13 protein-coding genes are annotated in these 21,552 nt (G+C 73.0%); 9 read left to right on the top strand and 4 right to left on the bottom strand.

Going from position 1 to position 21,552, the window contains the following annotated elements; all coding sequences use genetic code 11:
* Positions 1–17: 17 nt before the first annotated feature.
* Positions 18–2,555: a polysaccharide lyase family 8 super-sandwich domain-containing protein gene (locus IG78_RS0122710; protein ID WP_030566086.1), complete on the bottom strand. Its 2,538-nt coding sequence runs from the start codon at positions 2,553–2,555 to the stop codon at positions 18–20.
* Between the two features lie 196 nt (positions 2,556–2,751).
* Between IG78_RS0122710 and IG78_RS0122705 the strand changes: the two genes are divergently transcribed.
* On the top strand, positions 2,752–5,832 hold the full coding sequence (locus IG78_RS0122705) for an NACHT domain-containing protein (RefSeq protein WP_051852858.1): 3,081 nt from the start codon (positions 2,752–2,754) through the stop codon (positions 5,830–5,832).
* Between the two features lie 158 nt (positions 5,833–5,990).
* A complete protein-coding gene (locus IG78_RS52200) occupies positions 5,991–9,020 on the top strand; it encodes a tetratricopeptide repeat protein (RefSeq protein WP_263972713.1) in 3,030 nt (1,009 codons plus the stop codon).
* Positions 9,021–9,029: 9 nt separating this feature from the next.
* Here the strand turns inward: IG78_RS52200 and IG78_RS0122690 are convergent, their stop codons facing one another.
* Positions 9,030–10,100 carry a chitinase gene (locus IG78_RS0122690; RefSeq protein WP_030566080.1) on the bottom strand — a complete coding sequence of 357 codons (1,071 nt, stop codon included), beginning with the start codon at positions 10,098–10,100 and terminating at the stop codon, positions 9,030–9,032.
* A 73-nt stretch (positions 10,101–10,173) separates the two neighbouring features.
* Positions 10,174–11,061 (bottom strand): MBL fold metallo-hydrolase, encoded by an 888-nt coding sequence (locus tag IG78_RS0122685; RefSeq protein ID WP_030566078.1) that lies wholly within the window; start codon positions 11,059–11,061, stop codon positions 10,174–10,176.
* 236 nt (positions 11,062–11,297) lie between these two features.
* Here IG78_RS0122685 and IG78_RS0122680 point away from each other — a divergent pair, with 236 nt between their 5' ends.
* From IG78_RS0122680 to IG78_RS44215, 6 genes are all read left to right on the top strand, one after another.
* Complete coding sequence (locus IG78_RS0122680) at positions 11,298–11,516, top strand: hypothetical protein (protein WP_030566076.1); 219 nt, start codon at positions 11,298–11,300, stop codon at positions 11,514–11,516.
* Complete coding sequence (locus IG78_RS0122675; RefSeq protein ID WP_030566074.1) at positions 11,503–12,882, top strand: amidase; 1,380 nt, start codon at positions 11,503–11,505, stop codon at positions 12,880–12,882. The genes IG78_RS0122680 and IG78_RS0122675 overlap by 14 nt, the downstream gene beginning before the upstream one ends.
* Positions 12,883–12,936: 54 nt before the next feature.
* Positions 12,937–13,509: a TetR/AcrR family transcriptional regulator gene (locus IG78_RS0122670; protein ID WP_063760784.1), complete on the top strand. Its 573-nt coding sequence runs from the start codon at positions 12,937–12,939 to the stop codon at positions 13,507–13,509.
* 479 nt (positions 13,510–13,988) lie between these two features.
* Positions 13,989–14,180, top strand: coding sequence for a hypothetical protein (locus tag IG78_RS0122665; RefSeq protein WP_030566070.1), 192 nt, complete (start codon positions 13,989–13,991; stop codon positions 14,178–14,180).
* 2 nt (positions 14,181–14,182) lie between these two features.
* Positions 14,183–14,821, top strand: a complete 639-nt coding sequence (locus IG78_RS44220; RefSeq protein ID WP_051852856.1) for a sigma-70 family RNA polymerase sigma factor — start codon at positions 14,183–14,185, stop codon at positions 14,819–14,821.
* Positions 14,822–14,825: 4 nt separating this feature from the next.
* A complete protein-coding gene (locus tag IG78_RS44215; RefSeq protein WP_051852855.1) occupies positions 14,826–15,446 on the top strand; it encodes a hypothetical protein in 621 nt (206 codons plus the stop codon).
* Positions 15,447–15,485: 39 nt separating this feature from the next.
* On the opposite strand, the gene IG78_RS0122650 is transcribed toward IG78_RS44215, so the two are convergent.
* Entirely contained in the window at positions 15,486–18,440 is a 2,955-nt protein-coding gene (locus IG78_RS0122650) for an ABC transporter substrate-binding protein (protein ID WP_078964879.1), read from the bottom strand.
* Between the two features lie 265 nt (positions 18,441–18,705).
* On the opposite strand from IG78_RS0122650, the gene IG78_RS0122645 reads away from it, so the two are divergent.
* The gene (locus tag IG78_RS0122645; protein WP_030566063.1) at positions 18,706–21,444 is read left to right on the top strand and encodes a glycosyl hydrolase family 65 domain-containing protein; all 2,739 of its coding nucleotides are present in this window, start codon (positions 18,706–18,708) and stop codon (positions 21,442–21,444) included.
* The last annotated feature ends 108 nt before the right edge of the window (positions 21,445–21,552 follow it).

Below are 21,552 nucleotides of genomic sequence, written 5' to 3'. Positions count from 1 at the left end.
GGCGGCCGTGCCGTGCCTCACCGCCCCCCGCGCAGCGTGACCGTGAAGCTCCGCCCGTACGCGTGGTGGGTGTCCACGTCGATCCACGTGCCCCCGCCCTCCCCGCGTACCCGCACCCCCGGATCCGCCGCCACCACCCGCAGCCGCCGCCCCCGCACCAGGACGCCCACCCGGCCCCGCCCCATGGTCGGGTCGGACACGGCGACCCGCAGGGTCCCGGAGCGCCGTGCCTCGTGGACCAGGACGCACGCCGCACCGGTGACCCGCAGGGCCCCCACGTCGTGCGGCCCGTCGGCGAAGGTGTTGACGCCGGTGAGGCCGAGGCCCCGATGGGACACGGCCTGGGCGCGCGTCGAGTTGGCGAGCACCTTGAGCGGCCCGCCCGCATAGCCGCGAAGGCGTGCCGCGGTCGCGTGCGGCACCAGCGCGTACGCCAGCCTGCCGAACCCGGCCCCGGCCGCCCGGTCGACGCCCACACCGAAGACCTGGCGGGTCACGGCGGTGTCCGGGTTGGCGGTGCGCACCACGCGGCGGCTGCGCGTGACCCGGTCCAGGGCGACCCGTACCGAGGGCGTGTCGAGGAAGAGATAGCCCACGGCCTCCCCCCGGGTGCGGTTGGCGTACCGCAGCCAGCGTAGCTCCGCGCCGCCCGTGCCGGACCAGGCGCCGCCGTCGCGGCGCACACCGGTCAGGAGGACCTCGTCGTCCGGCGCCGCGATCCGCGTGTCCACCGTCGTCGTCACCGCGCGCCCCGCCGCGTCGCCGACCCCCGCCGCGAGGACGACGATCTCGTCGTCGAGCAGGAACCACGACTTGGTGGCCGCCGCGCCCCGGTGCACCACGAAGTCGTCGGGCAGCAACTCCCGGTCGGCGTAGGCGGCGTCGTCGGACTGCACCATCGCGGCCGTGCCGTACGCCCCGAGCACCACGCCGCCGGAGTGCGCGTGGGTGCCGCGCGGGAAGTACACGTAGCGGTTCTGGGACTCCGAAGACGACGTGAAGCGCAGCGGGTGGCCGGGGTTGTCGTAGTACGGCTTGCCGTACAGCTCCGGGACGGTGCGGCGCCGCTCCACCGGTGCCGTCACCCCGGCGAGGGCGTACGGCGACACCGTGGTGAAGTAGTCCACGCCGTGGGCGCCCGTCTGGTCCTGCCCGGCCAGATACAGATAGTGCGCGCCCTCGCCCTGGAACCACGGCATGAGGTTCTCGCCGTTCATGTACTCGTACTTGCTGATCCGCGCCGAGTTGCGGGCGAGCGCGAACGCGTGGCCTGGCCTGCGGTGCACGGTCCGGTCCATGGCGTTGAAGGCGACGCTGCGCGCGGCGGGGTTGAGGTCGGCCGCCGGCACGGAGGCGTCGGCGAGGATGTCGGCGTAGCGGGCGACGCTGACGGGTGAGACGAAGCGGGCCGGGTCGAGCGGGGCGCGCGAGGACTCCCGCAGATGCTTGACGTACCCCTTCAGGGCGGTGGCCGCGGCCCCGTCGGCGAGCGAGGACAGGTCGACGACGGCCTCCGCCACGGCCGCGGTGTCCGTGTAGCCGGAGTCGGTCCGCGACACCGCGCGCCCCTTGACGATCTCCATCATCCAGCCCTCGAAGATCAGCGGCGCGAAACCGTCGCGCACCCACCCGTGGACGACGGGCACCAGCTCGGCGCCGTGCGCGAACCCGGTGCCGTCCAGGATCTTCAGGGTCTGTACGACCCGCGTCAGGAGCCCCTTGCCGTAGGAGCCGGTGTACGCGACGGACGCGTGCTGGATGAAGGAGCCGTCGGCGTAATGGCCGTCCGTGACACCGTGGTTGAGGTGGTAGGGGTCGATGGTGACGAAGACCGTCAACTGGTCCGTGAGGGCCTTGCGGACACGGGCCTCCTCGTCGATGAGCGCGCCCTGGAGGACGCGGTTCGTCGTGATGTCCGCGAGGTTCGCACCCGTGTGGAACCGCGAGTCCAAGTTCACGTCACCGTCGGTGCCGTTGCGCAGATAGGCGTCCATGGAGGTCACATAGGTGCGCACGAGCCCCGGGCGCTGGGCGCGCACCTCGTCGTACAGGAGCACAAGCGTCTTGCTGACGTGCTGGGAGATGCCGATCTCCCAGTGGAACCAGTTGCCGTAGTAGCCCTTGGACTGGTCGCCGTAGTACCGCTCGTGGAGCCGGGCCAGGCCGTCGACGACGCGGCGGGCGGTGACGGTGTCGCCGTGCAGGCCGCCGGCGGGGGTCCGGGTGGCGAGGGCGATCTCGTACAGGCGGCGGTAGGCGGTGTTCAGGTTCGCGTCGTCGCTGCCGAGCGGCAGACCGGCGAACAGCTCGCCGTCACCCGCCGCGTCCATGGCCGCGAGATGCGTCCGCGCGAGCCGCTCCACGGCGGCGATCTTCGCGGCGGTCTCCGGGCGGGCGTTGGACTCCGGTGTCCCGGCGAACACCGCCACGGTGTTGGCCCGCAGCCGCGCGAGGCCCCCCGCGGCCTGTGCCGCGCTCACCGGACCGGCCGGGACCACGGACAACAGGCCCGTCGCCGCAAGCGCGGTGAGCAGACGTCTGCGGGTGATGTCCATCAGGTTCCTCCGCCCATGAGGTGGCGTTCCGGCGGCGGAGTCAAGCAGATGCCCGCACCCGCAACAAGAGGGCTCGCGCGGGCGCTTCGCCCTGCCGGGGCGGACCCCACGGATGCGCCGCGAAGCGGTCTCTTCGCTGCTCCATCCGTGGCAGGCTGGCAGCGGAGTCCGTGCAACGCATGCCATCGGGGGGACTGTGGGCCGGCGCAAGCTGCTGTCGTTCGGGGACGCCCTTGTGCTGCTCGGCGGGGATCCGCCCGCGATGGCGGCACTCGACCGCGCGCTCGGCGGGGCGCTCAACCTGGCGACCGGCGGTCTCAGCAGCGGTGTGCTCGGGATGTTCGACGCGCGGGGCCGCATCCTCGGCCTCGGGCGCGACGCGGCGCGCGGCCTCGGCGAGCGGCTGCGCCACACCGAGGGCCGGGTGGAGCGCACCCGGGTCCTGGAGGCGGCCCACACCGTGATCGTCGTGCTCGCCTTCTTCGACTCCCTGGAGCGGGCCGAGCTGCCCTTCTCCCTGGACGAGGTGGTACCCACCCGCGGGGAGCAGCTCGTCGTGGCGGGCGGGCGGCTCCCCGCGGACGCGGGCCTCACGGACACCCTGGCGCAGGTGGACGCGCCGCACCCCGCGCCCCACCTTCCGTACGAGGACCACCTCGACCGGCTCCGCGGCTGGTACCAGCACCTGGCGACGCGGACACACGGCCTTCTCCAGGACCTCGACGTGTGGGCGCGCCTCGACAGGGCGGCACGCGACGAGACGGCGGCCACCATGAGGACGACGGTGCCGCGCCTCGCCGTCGCGGAGTACGAGGAGCTGCACGCCCGGCTCGTCCTCGAAGCGCCGGAGTTCCGTTACTGGTCGGGCCGGTTGGAGCACCAGGCGACGCGCGCCGAGCTGCGCAGGGCCCTCGCCGGCCTGGAGACGCTCCTGGCCGCGAGCGCGGCCGGGCACCGGCCACCGGTGGACGTCGCGGGCGCCCTCTCCCGCGCGCACCGCTCCGCCCTCGACCACCGGATCCTCGACGCCCAGGAGACCCCGGAGGGAATCCAGGTGCCCGCCCTGGCCGAGGGCTATCTCGACCCCGACTTCCGGGTGCGGGCGGTGGACGGGCAGGGCAGCCCGGCGGACGAGGAATGGTGGGCGCGCACACCGCTGCGGCAGGACCTCACCGAGTATCTGACGGGCGCGTTGACCTCGGAGGGTCTGACCGCCGCCCCGCTGCTCGTGCTCGGCCAGCCGGGCGCCGGCAAGTCCGTCCTGATCCGCATCCTCGCGGCCCGGCTGCCGTCGGCGGGCTTCCTGCCGGTGCGGGTGGCGCTGCGCGTCGTCCGCGCGGACGACGAGATCCAGGACCAGATCGAGCAGGCGATCCGCGAGGCCACCGGGGAGCGGGCCACCTGGACCGACCTGGTGCGCGCGGCGGGGGCGGCGGTGCCCGTCGTCCTCCTCGACGGCTTCGACGAGCTGCTCCAGACCACCGGAGTGCACCAGAACGACTTCCTGGTACGGGTCGCCCGCTTCCAGGAGCGAGAAGCGGAGCAAGGGCGTCCGGTCCTGGCCGTGGTCACAAGCCGTACCGCGGTCGCCGACCGGGCGCGCTACCCGCAGGGCACCGTCGCGCTGCGCCTCGAACCGTTCAGGAAGGAGCAGGTCCAGCTCTGGATCGAGCGCTGGAACCTCACCAACGCCCTGAACTTCCGGGCCCTGGGGTTGCCACCGCTCACCTGGGACGCCGTCGCACCGCACCGCGCCCTCGCGGGCCAGCCCCTGCTCCTCACCATGCTCGCGCTCTACCAGGCCGCGGGGAACGACCTGCACGGCGAGGACCGGCACCCCCTGGACGAGGCCGATCTCTATGAGGCGCTGCTCGGCTCCTTCGCCCGGCGCGAGGTGTGCAAGGACACCCGGGTCGCCGCACACGAAGTGGAGCAGCGGGTCGAGGAGGAGCTCGAACGGCTCTCCCTCGTGGCCTTCGCCATGCTGAACCGGCGGCGCCAATGGGTGTCGACGGCGGAGCTCGACGAGGACCTGGCGGCGCTTCTCGGCCGGACCTCGGCCCGCGCCTCCGGGCTCCGCTCGCCCCTCGGGCAGGCCGAAGTCGCCCTCGGGCGCTTCTTCTTCGTGCAGCGCGCCCAGTCGATCAGGGACGGCCGGACGCTGTCCACCTACGAATTCCTGCACGCGACCTTCGGGGAGTATCTGGCGGTCCGCCTCGCGGTACGGCTCCTGTCCGGGCTCCTCACCCATCGCCCCGCCCTGTCGATGGGCGGCGAGCCCCTCAACGACGACTTGATGTTCGCCCTGCTCTCCTTCGCACCGCTCTCCTCCCGGCAGATGCTCCGCTTCGCCCGCGCCCGCGTCGAACGGCTGCCGCGGGCCGAGCGCGATGCGCTGGCGCGGCTCGTCGTACGGGCCATGGGGGAGCGGGAGCTGCGCGCCGGGCAGCCGTATCCGGCGTATCTCCCGCGACGCCTCCGAGCGGCTTCCCGGCACGGGATCTACGGGGCCAACCTGGTGGTGCTCGTCCTGCTCCTGACCGGCGGCACGACGGCCGGCGCGCTGTTTCCCTCGGCGGCCGACGCGGGCAGCGCCTGGCACCGGCACGCGCTGCTGTGGCGGTCGTCCCTCAGCGAGGTGCAGTGGACCGACCTCGCCCTCTCACTGAGCGTGCGGCGCACCAAGCTGGGGGAGGAGCGGGACCTCGAAGTCGCCGTCCGGCAGGGCGATCTCGGGCCCCCGGAGCCGGTGGACGCGCACTGGCTCTTCCGGGCTCCCCGGGAAGAGGGACACACCGTCTGGCACCGCACGTACTGGAACGAGCTCTGGCACAAGATGGACGTGTCCGCAGGGACGAACGACGGAGTGGCGCTCCAGGCGCTGCGGCCGCTGTTCGAGGCACTGGGCCCACTGGTGACCACGTTCACCGGAGAGGGCGCTCGGGTCGGCACCTCGACCGCCCACGACCTGCTGCGGTTGTGGCTCCAGGGCGGATCCGAACTGATCGCCACGGAGATCCAGGACCTGTACGGAAGGATCGGCGCGGCCTTCCGGGTCCTCACCCCGTCGGCAGGGGTCGTCCGGCGACTCGTACCCGTTCTGACCGCCCTCCTCGACCGGGATCTGCCCCGGCTCACCACGGCGCAGTCCCTGGTCCTCCTCGAATGGCTGACGGAAGACGCCCCCACGGTACTCGTCGACCAGCTCATCGATCACCTGAAGACCCATCACTCTTGTCTCTACAACGAGATCGTCCACAGCGTCGACGATTCCTGAGCGCGGTGGCCCCACCGTGGGACAGTGGAACTTCGCGGCACGTCGGGGCGTGCGACGCGGGACCGAGTGGGGCGCGGGGACCGGTGGAATCCGGGACCGATCGGGGCGCGGGAGCGAGGAATGCGGGACCGGGTGGGACGACAGGGGCCGACGTGACGATGCACCGCCAGTGGATCGAGGGCGGGACGGTCCACGGGTCCGTGATCCAGGCACAGGAGATCCGCGCCGTCCACCTCGGCGCGGAACGCCCGCTCTACGCCGTGGACGCCTTCCCGCTGACCCGGCCCGCGCTGCCGCCCGCCTGGGTACGGCAGCAGCCCGCCCGGCTGCTCGACGCCCGCTACGCCCTGGTCGACTTCACCGGCCGCCACGACGAACTGGCCCGGCTCGCGGCCTGGCGCGACGGCCCCGACCAGGTCTCGGCGCTTCTGGTGCACGGACCCGGCGGCCAGGGCAAGTCACGGACGGCCGCCCAGTTCGCGCGGAGCAGCCACGCACGGGGCTGGCGCGTGCTCCAGGCGCGGCACGCGACAGCGGGGCTCCTGTCGCCCGCCCTGCCACTCTCCGGGCGGACCGAGGGCGACGCGCCGGTCCTGATGGTGGTGGACTACGCCGAACGCTGGCCCACCGCGGACCTCATCGAACTGCTTCTCGACGCCGTGCGCCAGGGCGGCCGCGTCCGGGTACTGCTCGTCGCCCGGCCCCGCGGCACCTGGTGGCAGCACCTCGTCCACCGCCTCGGCGACTTCGACATCCCGGTGGCCGACCTGGGGCTGCCCGGCCTGTCCGACGACGCCGACGTGGCGCCGCAGACGCTGTTCCGCACGGCACGCGACTGCTTCGCCCGCGCCCTCGGCGTACCCGACGTCGATGCCGTCGGACCGCCGGACGGCCTGGCGAGCGACCCCGAGTACCACCAGGTACTCGCCGTCCACATGGCCGCGCTCGCCGCCGTCGACGCCCACCGGCGCCACCGGGAGGCGCCCGACGGCGCGGCGGCGGTCTCCGCCTATCTGCTGGCCCGTGAGCGCGCCCACTGGGAGTCGCTGCACGGCAATGCGCGCGTCCGCATCACCCCGGACGCCTTCGGGCAGACCGTCTACACCGCCGCGATGACGAGCGCGCTCAGCCACCGCGAGGCCCTCGGCGTCCTCACCCGCATCGCCGTCGGCTCCGGCGAGCACGCCGACCAGATCCTCAAGGACCACGCCCTGTCGTACCCGGCCACCGACGGCAACGCCGGTGGCACCGTGCTCGAACCCCTCTACCCCGACCGGCTCGCCGAGGACTTCCTCGCGCTGAGCGTCACCGGCCACGGCACAGACGGCTTCCCGCCCGACCCCTGGGCCCTGGACGCCCCGCGCCGGCTCCTGGACGGCGAACCGCTGCCCTGCCTGCGCCGGGTGCTCGCCACGCTCGTCGCCACGGCGGCACGCTGGCCCCATGTGCGCGCCGCGCAGTTGGAGCCGCTGCTCAGGGAGCGGCCGGAACTCGGCGTCGCGGCGGGCGGTGCGACGCTCGCCGCCCTCAGCGACATCGAGGGCCTGGACCCGGACGTCCTGGAGGCGATCGAGACCCATCTGCCCGAAGGCGCGCACACCGACCTCAACTCCGGTGCCGCAGCCCTCGCCCAGCGCCTCGCCGACCGGCGCCTCACCCGTACCCACGACCCGGAGGAGCAGGCGCGGACCCTGAACGCGCTCGCCCAGCGCCAGTCCCACGCGGGCCTGCACGACCAGGCCCTGAAGTCGGGGCAGCGGGCGATGGCCATCCGGCGCGGCATGCACGCCGCGCGCACCGACGCGCCGGAGCCGTCGTTCGCCGCCGTGCTCGGCGACGTGGGCGTCTACCTGGCCAAGGACGGCCAGTTCGCGGACGCGCTCGCGGCGAGCGGTCAGGCCGTGCGGCTGCTGCGCCGCCTGGTCGACGAACAGCCAGGACGGCACGGCGACGAGCTGGCCCTCGCCCTGTCCAACCACGCCGCCGACCTGGCGACGGCGGGCCGCTGGGAGGAGGCCCTGCACTCCGTCCACGAGGCCGTGCAGATCCGGCGGCGTCTCGTCGGCACGGCGGAGGAGCGGCGGGCGGTGCACCCGCCGACCGCGAGGCACGCTGCCGTGCCCGCGGCGCATCCTCCCGCTTCCGCGCCCCAGCCTCCCGTGCCAGCGGCGCATCCTCCCGCTCCCGCGCCCCCCGCGCCGGGCGACGCCCAACAGGCGCAACAGGCGCCCCTCGCCGCCGCTCTGGCGAACCTGGCGATCTGTCTGGCGCAGGCAGGGCGCAGGGAGGAGGCCTGTGCCGCCGCCCTGGAGGCCGTGCAGATCCGGCGCGGCCTGGCCCGTGCCAACCCCCACACCCACGAACCCGCGCTCGCGACCGCGCTCGTCAACCTGAGCCGCCGGCTGACCCGGGTGGCGCGGCACGCCGAGGCGCACCGGGCGGCCGCCGAGGCGGTGGCGGTGCTGCGCGGCCTTGCCGAGGGGGGATCCGTCACGTTCGACGAGGACCTCGCCGCCGCCCTCATGAATCTCGGGGCCTGTCTCGCGCCGCTCGGTGCCACCACGGAGGTGTGCAGGGTCCTGCAGGAGGCCGTGACCGTCCGGCGCCGCCTCGCGGCCAGGCTGCCGCGGCAGTTCGAGCCCGCGCTGGCCGCGGCGTTGCAGAGCCTGGCCCTGGAGTCCTTCCGTACGGGGAGCCGCGGCCGCGCGGGGGCGGCGTGGGACGAGGCCGTGGAGCTGCGGCGCCGTTTCGCGGCGGCGGGCGGGGACGGCGAACGCTCGGACCTCGCCGGGCTCCTTCGCACGATCGCCTGGATGCACCTCGTCGAGCGCTGGGAGCTGCCGCGCGCCCTGGCGGCGATCGAGGAGGCCGTCGGCCTGCTGTGGTGGCTCGCGCCGACATCCGACGAGCACGCGGACCAACTGGCCCAGGGCGTCGACACCCACGCCCTGCTGCTCACCGCCGTGGGCCGCACGGACGAGGCCGTCGAGGCCCGCCGCCGTCTCAAGAGCTTCCGTTCCGGCGATCCGACGCCGGGCGGCCCGACGCCGGGCGATCCGACGCCGGGCGGCCCGACGCCGGGCGGCCCGACGCCGGGCGGCCCGACGCCGGGCGGCCCGACGCCGGGCGGCCCGACGTCCGGTGGCGCAGGGGTGGCGTTCATCGGGGTGTACCCGCCACCCCGATGAGGGACGGCGTCACCGTCCCTGCAACGCCTTGACGTTGTCGCCGAACGTCCAGTTCCGCGCACCGTCCCAGTTGATGGACCAGGTCATCAGGCCCTTCAGGGCGCCGTTGTAGTGCCGCCAGGCCTGGCTCACGAGGCCCGGCGACATGTGGCCGCCGCCCGCCCCCGGCTGCGCGGGCAGTCCCGGTACCTGCTTGTCGTAGGGGACCTTGATGGTCGTGCCCTGGATGACCAGGCCCTTGTTCAGGCAGTCCGTCTGGGCGGTGAAGCCCTGGACGGTGCCCGCGGAGTAGGAGTCGCCGGAGCAGCCGTACATGCTCCCGTTGTAGTACTGCATGTTCAGCCACCACAGGCGGCCGTTGTCGGCGTACTTCTTGACGATGGGCAGATACGCCCCCCAGATGGAGCCGTACACCACGCTGCCGCCGGTGACGTACGCCGTCTCCGGGGCCATCGTCAGACCGAAGTTGGGCGGCATCTTGGCGAGGACGCCGTCGATGATGCGGATGAGGTTGGACTGGGACGGCGACAACTGGTTGATGTTGCCGTTGCCGACGAGGCCGGTCTCGATGTCGATGTCGATGCCGTCGAAGTTGTACTTCTTGAGGATCGGCACGATCGTCTCGACGAAGCGGTCCGCGACCGAGGCGGAGTTCAGGTCGATGCCGGCGGCGGCGCCGCCGATGGACATCAGGATCGTGGCACCGGCGGCCTTGGCCTCGCACATCTGGGCGGGCGTGGAGACCTTCACCGTCGAGTCCATGCCGTCCTCCCACAGGACGGTGCCGTCGGAGCGGATCACCGGGAAGGCGGCGTTGATGACGTTGTAGCCGTGCTGCTTGATGCGGGGGTCGTTGATGGGGGTCCAGCCGAACGGCGGGTGCACGCCGTTGGCGGCGCCGTCCCAGTTCTCCCAGTAGCCCTGGAGCACCTTGCCCGCGGGCTTCGACTTCACCTCGCAGGTGTCCGCCCGCGGACCGGCGGGCGCACCCGCCGTGTCCGGCAGCGCGGCGGCGGGCAACTGTGCCGCGAAGGCCAGCGCGAGGGCCGCTCCCAACAGACGTACCGTCCGACCGATCATCGCGTACTCCCTCGGAGGCCTTGCCACGGATGGGAAGTGATGCGCCAGACGGTAAGTAGGTATAGACCTTTCGTCAATAGGTCTGGGCCAATGCGGAGGTGAAGCGGTAGCCGTCGCCCTGTGCGGTGACCCGGCCCGCGGTCGGCGCGGCGAAGTGGCTGCCCAGGAGCAGGGTTTCGGTGCCCGCCACCGATGCGAGCAGGGCGCGCCGGGTCTTCTCCGCGAGGGCGGGGTCGATGTCCACGCAGGAGCCGATGCCGGGCCGTGCCAACTGGACGGGGTGGTGGACCGCGTCGCCGGTGATCAGGGCGGTGCGGTCGTCACCGCGCAGCTCGACGGCCACCTGGCCGGGGGTGTGGCCGGGCGCGGGCAGCAGGCGCAGGCCCGGGGTGACCTCGACCGGGCCCGATGAGGTGTCCACCAGGTCGAGGAGGCCCGCCTCCCTGACCGGGTGGACGGAGTCGCGGAACATCTGGCGCCGGGGCTCCTCCATGTCGGCGGCGGCCCAGTGGTCCCACTCCGTACGGGTGGTGAGGTACCGGGCGTTCGGGAACGTCGGCACCCAGCCGCCGCCCTCCGCGCGGGTGTTCCAGCCGACGTGGTCGGCGTGCAGATGGGTCAGGACGACCAGGTCGACCGACTCCGGCGGGAATCCCGCGTCGGTGAGGCGGGTGAGGTAATCGGTGTCCAGGTCGTGCCAGGCCGGGTTGGCGCGCTCCCTGCCGTTGCCGATGCCGGTGTCGACGAGGATGCGGCGCCCGCCGGTCTCGACCGCGAAGCTGTGGCTGTTCAGGCGCAGGGTGCCCGCGGGGTCGGCGAAGTCGGGGCGCAGCCAGGGGGTGTCGGCGACGACCTCAGGGGTGGCGGCGGGCAGCAGCCAGGGTCCGGTTCCGGGCGGCAGGGGCACTTCGTCGACGCGGTGTGCGGTGATGCCGCCGAGGGTCCAGGTGGCAGGGGGCATGACGGGCCTTTCGCGGAGCTGGGCGCGGAGCGCGACAGGGGAGGGGTGAGGGGGCGGAGGGGGAGGCCGATTAAAAGCTATTGCTTTGCATTAAGTGACCATAGGGGCTACTGTCACCTAACGCAAACAGTTAGCGTTTATGGCACCCGCCGGAAAGCCGGAAGACCTGCCCATGCCCCGCGTGGCCACCCGTGCAAGGCGTGGCCACCACGCCCCGCGCAACTAAGGACCCGCCCATGCCTCCCGAAGATCTCGCCCCCGGCGAAGCCGCCCAGTGGGCGCGCCGCGCAGGACTCCCGCTGGAGCCCGGCCGCACGGACCTCGTGACCGCCACCGCGAACCACATCCACGCCGTCGTCGCCACCCTGCGCGAGCTGGACTTCGGCGACGTCCCGCCCTCGTTCGACGTCCCGTTCGCCCCCGAGGCCCCGGAGGCACGCCATGCGGCCCTTTGAGCTGACCCTCGCCGACGCGGCAGCGGCGATCCGCGCGAAGGACCTGTCTCCCGTCGAGCTCACCGACTCCGTACTGGCGCGCGCCGAAGCGGTCGAGGGGCGGCTGCACGCCTACGTCGACGTCCTGGCCGAGCGGGCGCGTGCCGATGCCGCGCAGGCCGCACAGGAGATCGCGGCGGGCCGCCCGCGCGGGCCGCTGCACGGCATCCCGATGGGCCTGAAGGACCTCATCGACGTCAAGGGGCTGCCCACGACCGCGAGTTCGGCCGTCCGCGCCGACCACGTGGCCGATGGGGACAGCGCCGTCACCGTCCGTCTCGCCGACGCGGGCGCGGTGCTCCTCGGCAAGACCCACACCCATGAGTTCGCGTACGGTCTGACGACCCCGCAGTCGCGCAACGCCTGGGACGCGGAACGGGTCGCGGGCGGATCAAGCGGCGGCTCCGCTGTCGCCGTCGCGGCCGGTGCGGCCACCTTCGCGCTCGGCACCGACACCGGCGGCTCGATACGGGTCCCCGCCTCCCTGAACGGCGTCGTCGGGCTCAAGCCGACCTACGGCCTGATCCCCAGGGACGGGGTGACCTCGCTGTCCTGGTCCCTCGACCACGTCGGCCCCCTCACCCGCACGGTCCGGGACGCGGACCTCGTCCTCGCCGCGCTGACCGGCCGCGACGCGCAGGATTCCGCGGGCGACCTGACCGGCCTGCGCGTCGGCGTCCCGCGCACCTACTACTTCGACCGGGTCGCCCCCGACGTCGAGGCCGCCGTACGGGAGGCGATCGAGCGGCTCCGTGACCTCGGCGCGGAACTCGTCGACGTGGAGATCCCCATGACCCGCTACGTCAAGGCGGTGCAGTGGGGCCTGATGGTCCCCGAGGCCACCGCGTACCACGAGCGCACGCTCCGTACGACACCCGAGCTGTACGCACCCGACGTCCGCGTGCTCCTGGAGGCGGGCGAACTCCTCCTCGCCGGCGACTACTTGCGCGCACAGCGTGCCCGCACCCTGATGCGGCGCGCCTGGGCCCTGATGATGGAGCAGGTCGACATCGTCGCCGCGCCCGCCGTGCCGCTCACGGCCGCACCGGTGGACCAGCAGTCCGTGCAGTGGGCCGACGGCTCGGTGGAGAGCGTGTCCGACAGCTATGTACGCCTTTCCGCGCCCGCGAACATCACCGGCGCGCCCGCCCTGACCGTGCCCGTCGGGCAGGACCGGGCGGGGCTGCCCATCGGCATGCAGCTCATCGGGCGCCCCCTGGAGGAGCGGACCGTGCTGCGGGCGGGCCGCGCGTACGAGGCGACGCGGACGGACGCGGGCCGGCTCGCCCCCGGTCCCGCCGCCGAAGCCGGCAGCCAGAGCCGGTAACCGTCCGCCGGAAGCCGTCCGCCGGCCGTCGGAAAGCAGCGTTAAGGTGATCGAATGAGCCCGAAGCCCATGGCCCGACCCGGTGGGCGCAGCGCCCGTGTGCAGGCGTCCGTGCACGCCGCCGTGCGGGAGCTCGAGGCCGAGCGGGGCCGCGAGGCGCTGACGGTTCCGCTGGTCGCCGCGCGGGCAGGCGTCACTCCCTCGACCATCTACCGGCGCTGGGGGGACCTCCAGGAGCTCCTGTCCGACGTCGCCGTGGAGCGGCTGCGGCCCGACACGGACCCCGCCGACCTCGGCGGGCTCCGCGCCGACCTGACGGCCTGGGCCGAGCAGTTCCTCGACGAGATGTCGTCCACGGCGGGGCGCGCCTACACCCGTGACGCGCTCCTCGGCGACCCGGACGGCGGCAACGCGGGGCAGTGCTCCGACTATGCCGCCGCCCAGGTCGACCTCGTACTCGACCGTGCCCGCGCCCGCGGCGAGAGCGGGTTCCCGGGGCGCGAGGAGGTCATGGACCATGTCGTCGCGCCGGTGATGTACCGGATCCTGTTCCGCCCGGACGGTCTGTCGACGGCGTACGCGCGGCAGTTGGTCGACGCGCTCCTCGCCCGGTCGACCGGGCGCTGAAGGGGAGCCCCGTCAGGGGCGCGGGGAACTGCGCGGCCAGCCACGAACAAGCCGCAGACGCGTCTGCTCGCTGTGCGGCAGTCGCGTCTGCGGCTTGTCCTGCGCTGAGCGCGCAGTTCCCCGCGCCCCTGGCGGGGCGCGCACCGGCTGCCCGCGCGCGGGCCCCCCGCCGCTGTGAGGTGCGTCACGTGTTCGATGTTCACGTTGGGGTGAAGTCGACCTTTCGTCGACGTGTCGGGCGGGCGTTACGGCTGCTCACGTACGGTGTCTAAGCGGTAACTTAGGGGATTGGTCTACGCCTCTGTGTGGTGATGCGGTCACCTTGAGTCAGAAACCGATCGGGATCGGCCTGCACGTTTGACCCCTCCGATCCGAAATCCTGCCGTCGAGGGCCCAGAGAGGTGCCCTTGAGCGTCATCCGCCCTCTGGGCAGGGCGACTTGACGCTGTGCAAGCAGGAGAGGACAGGTCCTCGGAACCGTGAACGATCTCTTGATGTTCCTTGCGGTCGCCACCGCACTGCGCGTTTTCTTCCCCGACATCGCCTCGGGCGCGCGTCGGCTGCTGCGCGCAGGCGCCCGCGTCGGCGTCGCCGAACTGCTCAGGCCCCCCGAGGGGGGACCCACGGCCACCGCCCAGGCCCCGGCCGTGACCCGGGACAAGGAGGGCTAGTGATGAAAGGCCCGGAGAACAGCGACGCACCGCACACCCTTTCGACCTCCGTTGAGGACCTGAACGCCTTGCACGGCATCCACTACGAGATGCCGACGTCCCTGGACGCCTTCTTCCGCATGTACGCCCGGCCGCAACTGCGGTACGCAGCCACCCTGCTGGGCGACGAGAAGGCGGCCAGGACCGTCGTGCACCGTCTCTACACCCACCTCGCCCTGAACTGGTCCGCGATCCTGCTCCAGGAGGGCGGCCCGGAAGCGTACGCATGGCGGGCGCTGAAGCTGCGCGTGGAGAGCCACCTGCGCATGAATCCCGGCCCCACCGCCGACGGACGCAGCACCGCCCCGGCGAACGCGCGCACGACCGCGGTCCACGAGGCGGTGCGGGCCACGCTCAACGCCATGCGCGAGCAACTGCGGGCCCTGGAGTCCCCGCTCGGCCTCTACACCGCCATCGCCGCCCTGCCGGAGCGCCAGTTCGACGTCATCATCCTGCAGTACGTCCTCGGCTACCCCGCACAGCGGGTCGCCAGCATCATGGGCATCCACGCCAGCACCGTGCGGGCCCACCGCCGCCAGGCGCGCAAGCGCATCGCCACGAAACTCGGCCTGGACCTGGGTGACGACGAGGAGAAGGAGTAAGACCGTGCCGCGCACCATCGACGAGATCCTCCGCCGGGCGGCCGTCTCGGACAGCTTCGCCGACGAGGACCTGGACGACCTGAAACAGGAGGTCGTCCGCGATGTCACCGCCGTGCTGATGTTCGGCATCGGCCCCACCCCCGAGGGACAGCTCCCCACCGCCCTGGCCCGCGCCGACGCGGACCTGTGGGCCCTGTCCACCGCGTTCCTCCACAGCGACGACGCCGCCGAGCACCTGGCCAGGATCGCGGTCGTGCCCGACGACGCCGACGGCGCGCTGCGCTTCGGCTGTCTGCTCAACCTCGCCCGGCACCCGGACGGCGCCCTGTGGTGGTGGCAGTTCGCCGCGGGCGCGGGCAACGCCACCGCCGCCTACTGCCTGCATCTGCTCCATCTGCGCCGCGGCGAGCTGCGCGACGCCGACCACTGGGCCCATCAGGCCCTCGACCTCGACGCCGACGTCCAGTTGGCGCCGACGCCGTACGTCCAGGACCTGGCAGGCCACACCGAGGAGCTGTGCAAGGCGGTCGACCGGCTGAAGGTGGACGAGGTCGACGGCGCCCAGTACCACCACCCCGACCAGCGACTCGCCGCCCGCATCGAGGAACTGGCCGACGCCTGCTGAGATCTTGTCGGCCGTACCTCGTCGGCCGTACCTGGTCGGCTATCGTCCGCTCACGTACGCGTTGAGCGGTGAGACGCCGTCCAGGTCGATCTGGAGCCCGCGCAGCGCTCTGGAGTACAGCAGCGTCCTCGTCGGTACGTACACGGGCACGGCCGCCGCCTGTTCCATCACGCGGCGGTCGACCGTGGACCACAGGTGTCCTGCGGCGCTCAGGGACCGGGCGGCACCTGCGGCGTCCATGGCGGTGTCCACGTCGGGGTCGTCGAGCCGGGAGAAGTTCGACGTGGTGGGGTAGGTGAACTCGCCGTCGAAGTAGTCGGGCAGGAACGAGGAGGCGACGGGCAGGCCGCCGCCCACGGGGGCGCGGAACAGGTCGTACTTGCCCGCGCCCGCGTTGCCGTAGAACTTCGAGATGTCGGCCTGCTCGGTCTCGACCCGGAACCCGGCCCGCTGAAGGGCGGCGCGGACCACCTCGGCCCGCTCGGCGTCCACATCCGTCGCGCAGCCGATGGTGAGCCGGAAGCCCACCTCGCCCGCTTCCGTCAGAAGCGCCCGCGCTTTGGCCGGGTCGCCGTGTGCACCGGGCCGGTACAGGTCGAAGGAGCGTGCGCCGCGGACGCCGGGCGGCAGCAGGTTGTGGCGCACGGTGCCGGTCTCACGGCCGCCTGCCGCGAGGACGTCGGCGGCTGGCAGCGCGGTGGCGATGGCCCTGCGCACCTTGAGGTCCCGCACCCTGCGGGTGTTGATCAGGTACGACTGCACGAACGCCGAGGGCGCCGACAGGCGGCCCGTGCCGGCCGGGACACCGTCGAGTTCCTTCTTGCCGAGGGTGCCGGTGAACGACATGACGGCGTCGGAGCGGCCCGCGGCCGCCGTGCGGGACGCGATGTCCCGCACGGAGACGCCGGACTCGATGCGGTACGCGTCCGGGTAGGCGGTGCGCAGCGGGTCGGTGTCCGCCTTCCACTCGGGGTTGCGGCCGAGGACGACCTCCTTGCCGGGCCGGTGGGTGCGGACCTGGTAGGGGCCGGTGGACGGCAGCAGCGGTCCCGGGGAACCTTCGGCGGAGGCGGCCTTCGCCCGTTCGGGCACGGGCGCGCCGCTGGGGCCCGCGAGGGCGACGTTGAAGTCGGGGCGGGCGCGGTGGAGACGGAAGACGACCGTGCGGTCGTCGGGCGTCTCGATGGTGTCGGGGGCGAGGGTGCTCGGCTTGCCCCCGAGGCCGGCGGCGCCCTTGGGTCCCATGATCCAACTGTGTACGGTCCTGTCGCCGAGGGCGAAGTCGGCGCCGAGCGTGCGCTCGATCGCGTGGGCGAAGTCCTGCGCGCGGACCGGGGACCCGTCGTTGTACGTCAGCCCTTCCTTGAGCGTGAACGTCCAGGTCCGGCCGCCGGCGGCGGGGCGTCCCGCGTCGGTGGCCAGATCCCCCACGAGCTTGACCCTGCCGTCGGGCAGCGTCTTGAGGCCCGTCAGGCTGCGGTGCACCAGACGGGCGAAGATCCGGTCGGCGCCCGACCACATCTTGCCCGGGTCGATGCCGGAGAGCTCCGTGGGTTCGAGGACGGTGACCTCCCCGCCCCCGCGGGCACCGCCTACGGCGGGCGCGGGCCCCCGCGAATCGCTCGCCGTGCCCGTCTCCAGCGTCTCCGTCTTGGCCCGCGCGGCCACCGTGCCGGTCTGCCCGACGGGCCGGGGGCCGCCCGAACCGCCCTCGCTCCCCCCGTTGCCGGAGCCGTTCCCGTCCCCGGTGCCGAACGGGTCGGTGAAGGTGAGCGCGGCGACGAGCGCGGCGGCGGTGACGGCCGCACCGCCCGGCACCCACCAGGTGCGCCACAACGGCCGACGCGGGCGCCGCGCGGGCTCCGGGGACGGTGGGGCCGCCGGTCTCGGCGGGGCGAGTGGATAGGAGGTGGGGTGCCGGGGCGGGGTTCGGGTTCCGTCGACGGGGCCACTGACGGGAGTGGCGTGCGGCGTGCCCGGGGGCGTCGGCGCGGCGGGGGCCGCTGGGGTGGACGCGGACGCTGCGGGCGTCCGTGCAGCGGGGGCGCCCGGCATGGGCGCCGAAGGGCCGGGAGCCGCCGCGGCGGGTGTGCGTGCGGCAGAGGCCCGCGCGTGCGGCTCCCCGGGCGCCGGGTCCGTGTCGAGGGCCTCCAGGGCCCCCAGGGCCTCCAAGGCCTGCCGTGCCTGCTCGGCGTCCGGCCGCCCTGCGGGCGGCTTCGCCAGCATCCGGCCCACGAGGTCGTCCCACGCGGGCGCGAGCTCGGGCCGCCGTACGGAGGGCTTGTCCGGTGTCTCGTACACGTGGCAGTGCATGAGCGCGGCGGCCGACGGCGCGTCGAACGGCGGGCTGCCGGTGAGCATCTCGTGGACCATGCAGCCCAGCGCGTACACATCGGTGCGCCCGTCGCCGGGAGCGCGCGTGAACCGCTCGGGGGCCATGTAGTGCAGCGTGCCGATGGGGGAGTCGGCGGTGCGGGTGAGATAGCCGCCGGCTCCGGTCGCCGCGTCGAGGAACTTGGCGATGCCGAAGTCGAGTACCTTCGCGGTCCCCTCGTCGGTGACCATCACGTTGGCCGGCTTGATGTCCCGGTGCACGATGCCCGCCCGGTGGGCCACGGCGAGCGCGCGGCACACCTGTGCCGCGATGCGCGCCACGCGCCGGGGCGGCAGCCCGCGTCCGCCCGCGAGCAGCTCGGTCACCGTACGGCCCGAGAGCAGTGGCATCACGAGATACGGGATGTCCCCGTCCGTGCCGTGGTCGAAGACCGGCACGATGTACGAGCTGTCGAGCGCCGCCGCGGCACGCCCCTCGCGGGCGAACAGCGCCAGCATGCGGGCACGCTCGGACGCGGACGTGTCCGGCGGCAGGCCGAGCAGCTTCACGGCCACCTCACGGTCGAGGCGTGCGTCCCTGGCCCGCCAGACCGCCCCCATGCCCCCCGTGCCGATCCGCTCCGTGAGCGTGTACCGACCGTCAAGGACTGTGCCCCGCATCCCCACCCCACCGACCCCCACCGAGCACGCCCCCCTCGGGCTGCCAGGTCAATTTACCTGTGCGGCACGCGACTTGGAGGGGTCTTGTGACGTAGTCGCGGCGACCGGGACCCGTCCGGCACCGCGAAGAACACATCCGACAGGTCCGAGTGGCGCAATATGCACCCTTTGGATTCGAGACTTGGAAGTCATGCGCGAATCATTGACGTGCCTCGTTCATAAAATTTATGGTCCGTGGACCCTCACCTCACCACGACGGAGAACAATGACGTACTCCCCGTACTCTCTCTGCTCTTTGGGTTCGCGGCCGCGCGCCGCCCGGCTCTCCGCGGCGCTGCTCGCCGGGGTGCTCATCGCCGTGGTCCCCCCGATAGCCACGGCGGGGGCCGACGCCGCCCCCGCCTCCCGCACCCCCACAGACTGCCGGCAGGGCGGCGGCTGGACGCTGGACAGCACCCGCGTCGAGCCCGAGGACAGCCACCACGCCTACGTCGGCAACGGCTACCTGGGGCAGCGCGTGCCGCCCAACGGCACCGGCTACGCCGCGAGCGACGCCAAGACGGGATGGCCGCTGTTCACCCCGCGCTACGACGGTTCCTTCGTCTCCGGCCTGTACGCGCACAACAAGCAGACCGCCGAGAACCGGCAGGCCGTCGCCGCACTGCCCACCTGGACGCCGCTCACCGTCACCACCGGCGGCGCGGGTGCCGAGACCTTCAACTCTTCGACGTCACCGGGCCGTATCTCCGCCTACCGCCAGAGCCTCATGATGCACTGCGGCATCGTCCGCACCAGCCTCACCTGGACCGCGTCCGACGGCCGCCGCACCGACCTCGTCCACGAGGTGCTCGCCGACCGCACCGACCCGCACGTGGGTGCCGTTCGCATGACGATGCGGCCGCACTGGAACGGCGACGCGACCGTCACCGACCTCATCGACGGGCGCGGCGCGCGGCGCGTGGCACAGACCGGCGGCGGTGACCGGCACGGCCATGACGGACCGGCCATGGACGTCGCGTTCCGCACCGAGGGCACCGAGGTCGCCGGCGCCGTCGCCTCCACCCTGCGCGCCGGACACGGCGTGTCCGGCGCCCGCGAGCGCAGAGCGGGCAAGGCCACGAAGCTCACCAACCGGCAGTCGCTCACGATGCCCGTCCGCAGCGGGCGGTCGTACGAGCTCACCAAGTACGTCGGCGTCGACACCGGCCTGACCTCACGGGCCCCGCGCAAGGACGCCACCAGCGCCTCACAGCGCGCGGCCGCACGCGGCTGGAACGCCATCCTCCGGTCCCACACCGCCGCCTGGGCCCAACTGTGGCGCAGCGACATCGAGGTCCCCGGCCGTCACGAGCTCCAGACCTGGGTGCGCTCCGCGCAGTACGGACTGCTCGCAAGCACCCGCGAGGGCGCCGCGAACAGCATCGCGCCCGCGGGCCTCACCAGCGACAACTACGCGGGCCTTGTCTTCTGGGACGCCGAGACATGGATGTACCCCGGGCTCCTCGCGACCCGGCCCGCCCTCGCCAAGTCCGTGGTCGACTACCGCTACCGCACCCGCGCGGCGGCCCGTGAGAACGCCCGTGGCTTCGGCTACAAGGGACTCTTCTACCCCTGGAACAGCGGCAGTTCGGGTGATCTCGCCAAGGAGTGCCACAGCGTGGACCCGCCGCACTGCCGCACCCAGATCCACCTCCAGTCCGACATCTCCCTGGCCACCTGGCAGTACTACCTGGCCACCAAGGACACCACGTGGCTGCGTGAGCGCGGCTGGCCGGTGATGAAGGGCATCGCCGAGTTCTGGGCGGGCCGCGTCAGCCGCAACACCGACGGCAGTTACTCGATCAAGGACACCGCGGGACCCGACGAGTACAGCAACGGCGTCGACGACGCCGTGTTCACCAACGCGGGCGCCGTCACGTCCCTGCGCAACGCCACCCGCGTCGCGCGCCTCCTGGGACGGCAGGCACCGGCCGAGTGGAACGCCATCGCCGACAAGATCCGCATCCCCTACGACGCCGGACGCAAGGTCTTCGAGCAGTACGACGGCTACAAGGGCAGCAAGATAAAGCAGGCCGACACGGTCCTCCTCATGTACCCGCTGGAGTGGCCCATGCCCGAGGGGGCCGGGGCCGCGACGCTGGACTACTACGCGGCGCGCACCGACCCGGACGGCCCGGCCATGACGGACTCCGTGCACGCGGTCGGCGCCGCGGGAATCGGCGAGCCCGGCTGCTTCACGTACACCTATATCGAGCGTTCCATCCGGCCGTTCGTACGAGGTCCCTTCGCGCAGTTCTCGGAGGCACGCGGCGACAAGGCGGGCGCGGAGGACCCGCTGTCGGGCTCCCCGGCGCACGACTTCCTCACCGGCAAGGGCGGCTTCCTTCAGACCTTCACCAACGGCCTCACCGGGATGCGGATGCGAACGGACCGGCTGCGCCTGGACCCGATGCTGCCCCCGCAGCTCGCCGACGGCGTCACCTTGCGCGGCATGGCCTGGCAGGGCCGCAGGTACGACGTGGAGATCGGCGCCGAGCACACCACGGTGCGCCTCGCCTCCGGTGCGCCGATGACCCTCGAAACGCCCCAGGGCGAGCAGACCGTCAGCGAGGGCTCCCCGGTCGTCCTCAAGACCCGCCGCCCCGACCTGACCCCGACGGACAACACGGCCCGCTGCAAGCCCGCCAAGGCGTCCTCGGAGGAGCCCGGCATGTACGCGGGCGCCGCGGTCGACGGCAACTCGGCCACCTCCTGGGTCCCGAACGCGGCCACCGGCACCCTGACCGCCGACCTCGGCAAGCCGGTGCGGGTCGGCGAGGTCACCCCGGCGTGGACCGAGGTGAAGCCGGCTGCGCACGAGACCGAGGTGTCCCTCGACGGACGCCACTGGCACACCGTGAAGGGCACGGAGGCGCCGCGGCTCGCGCGGTACGTGCGGGTGACGGTGCATGGTGAAGCCGGGGCCAAGAAGCACCCGGGCATCGCGGAACTCACGGTGAAGTAGCCGCCCGAGGACGAGGTTCGCCGACCTCGTCCGAGGGACACCCCGCATAACCGGAGGGCACCACGGGCAGCCATCCCGCCACCCGGAAAACCCCCGGAGACACCTCGG

The organism is Streptomyces aureocirculatus (assembly GCF_000720475.1).
Lineage (GTDB): Bacteria > Actinomycetota > Actinomycetes > Streptomycetales > Streptomycetaceae > Streptomyces > Streptomyces aureocirculatus.
This window is presented reverse-complemented; position numbering and strand designations above follow the sequence as displayed.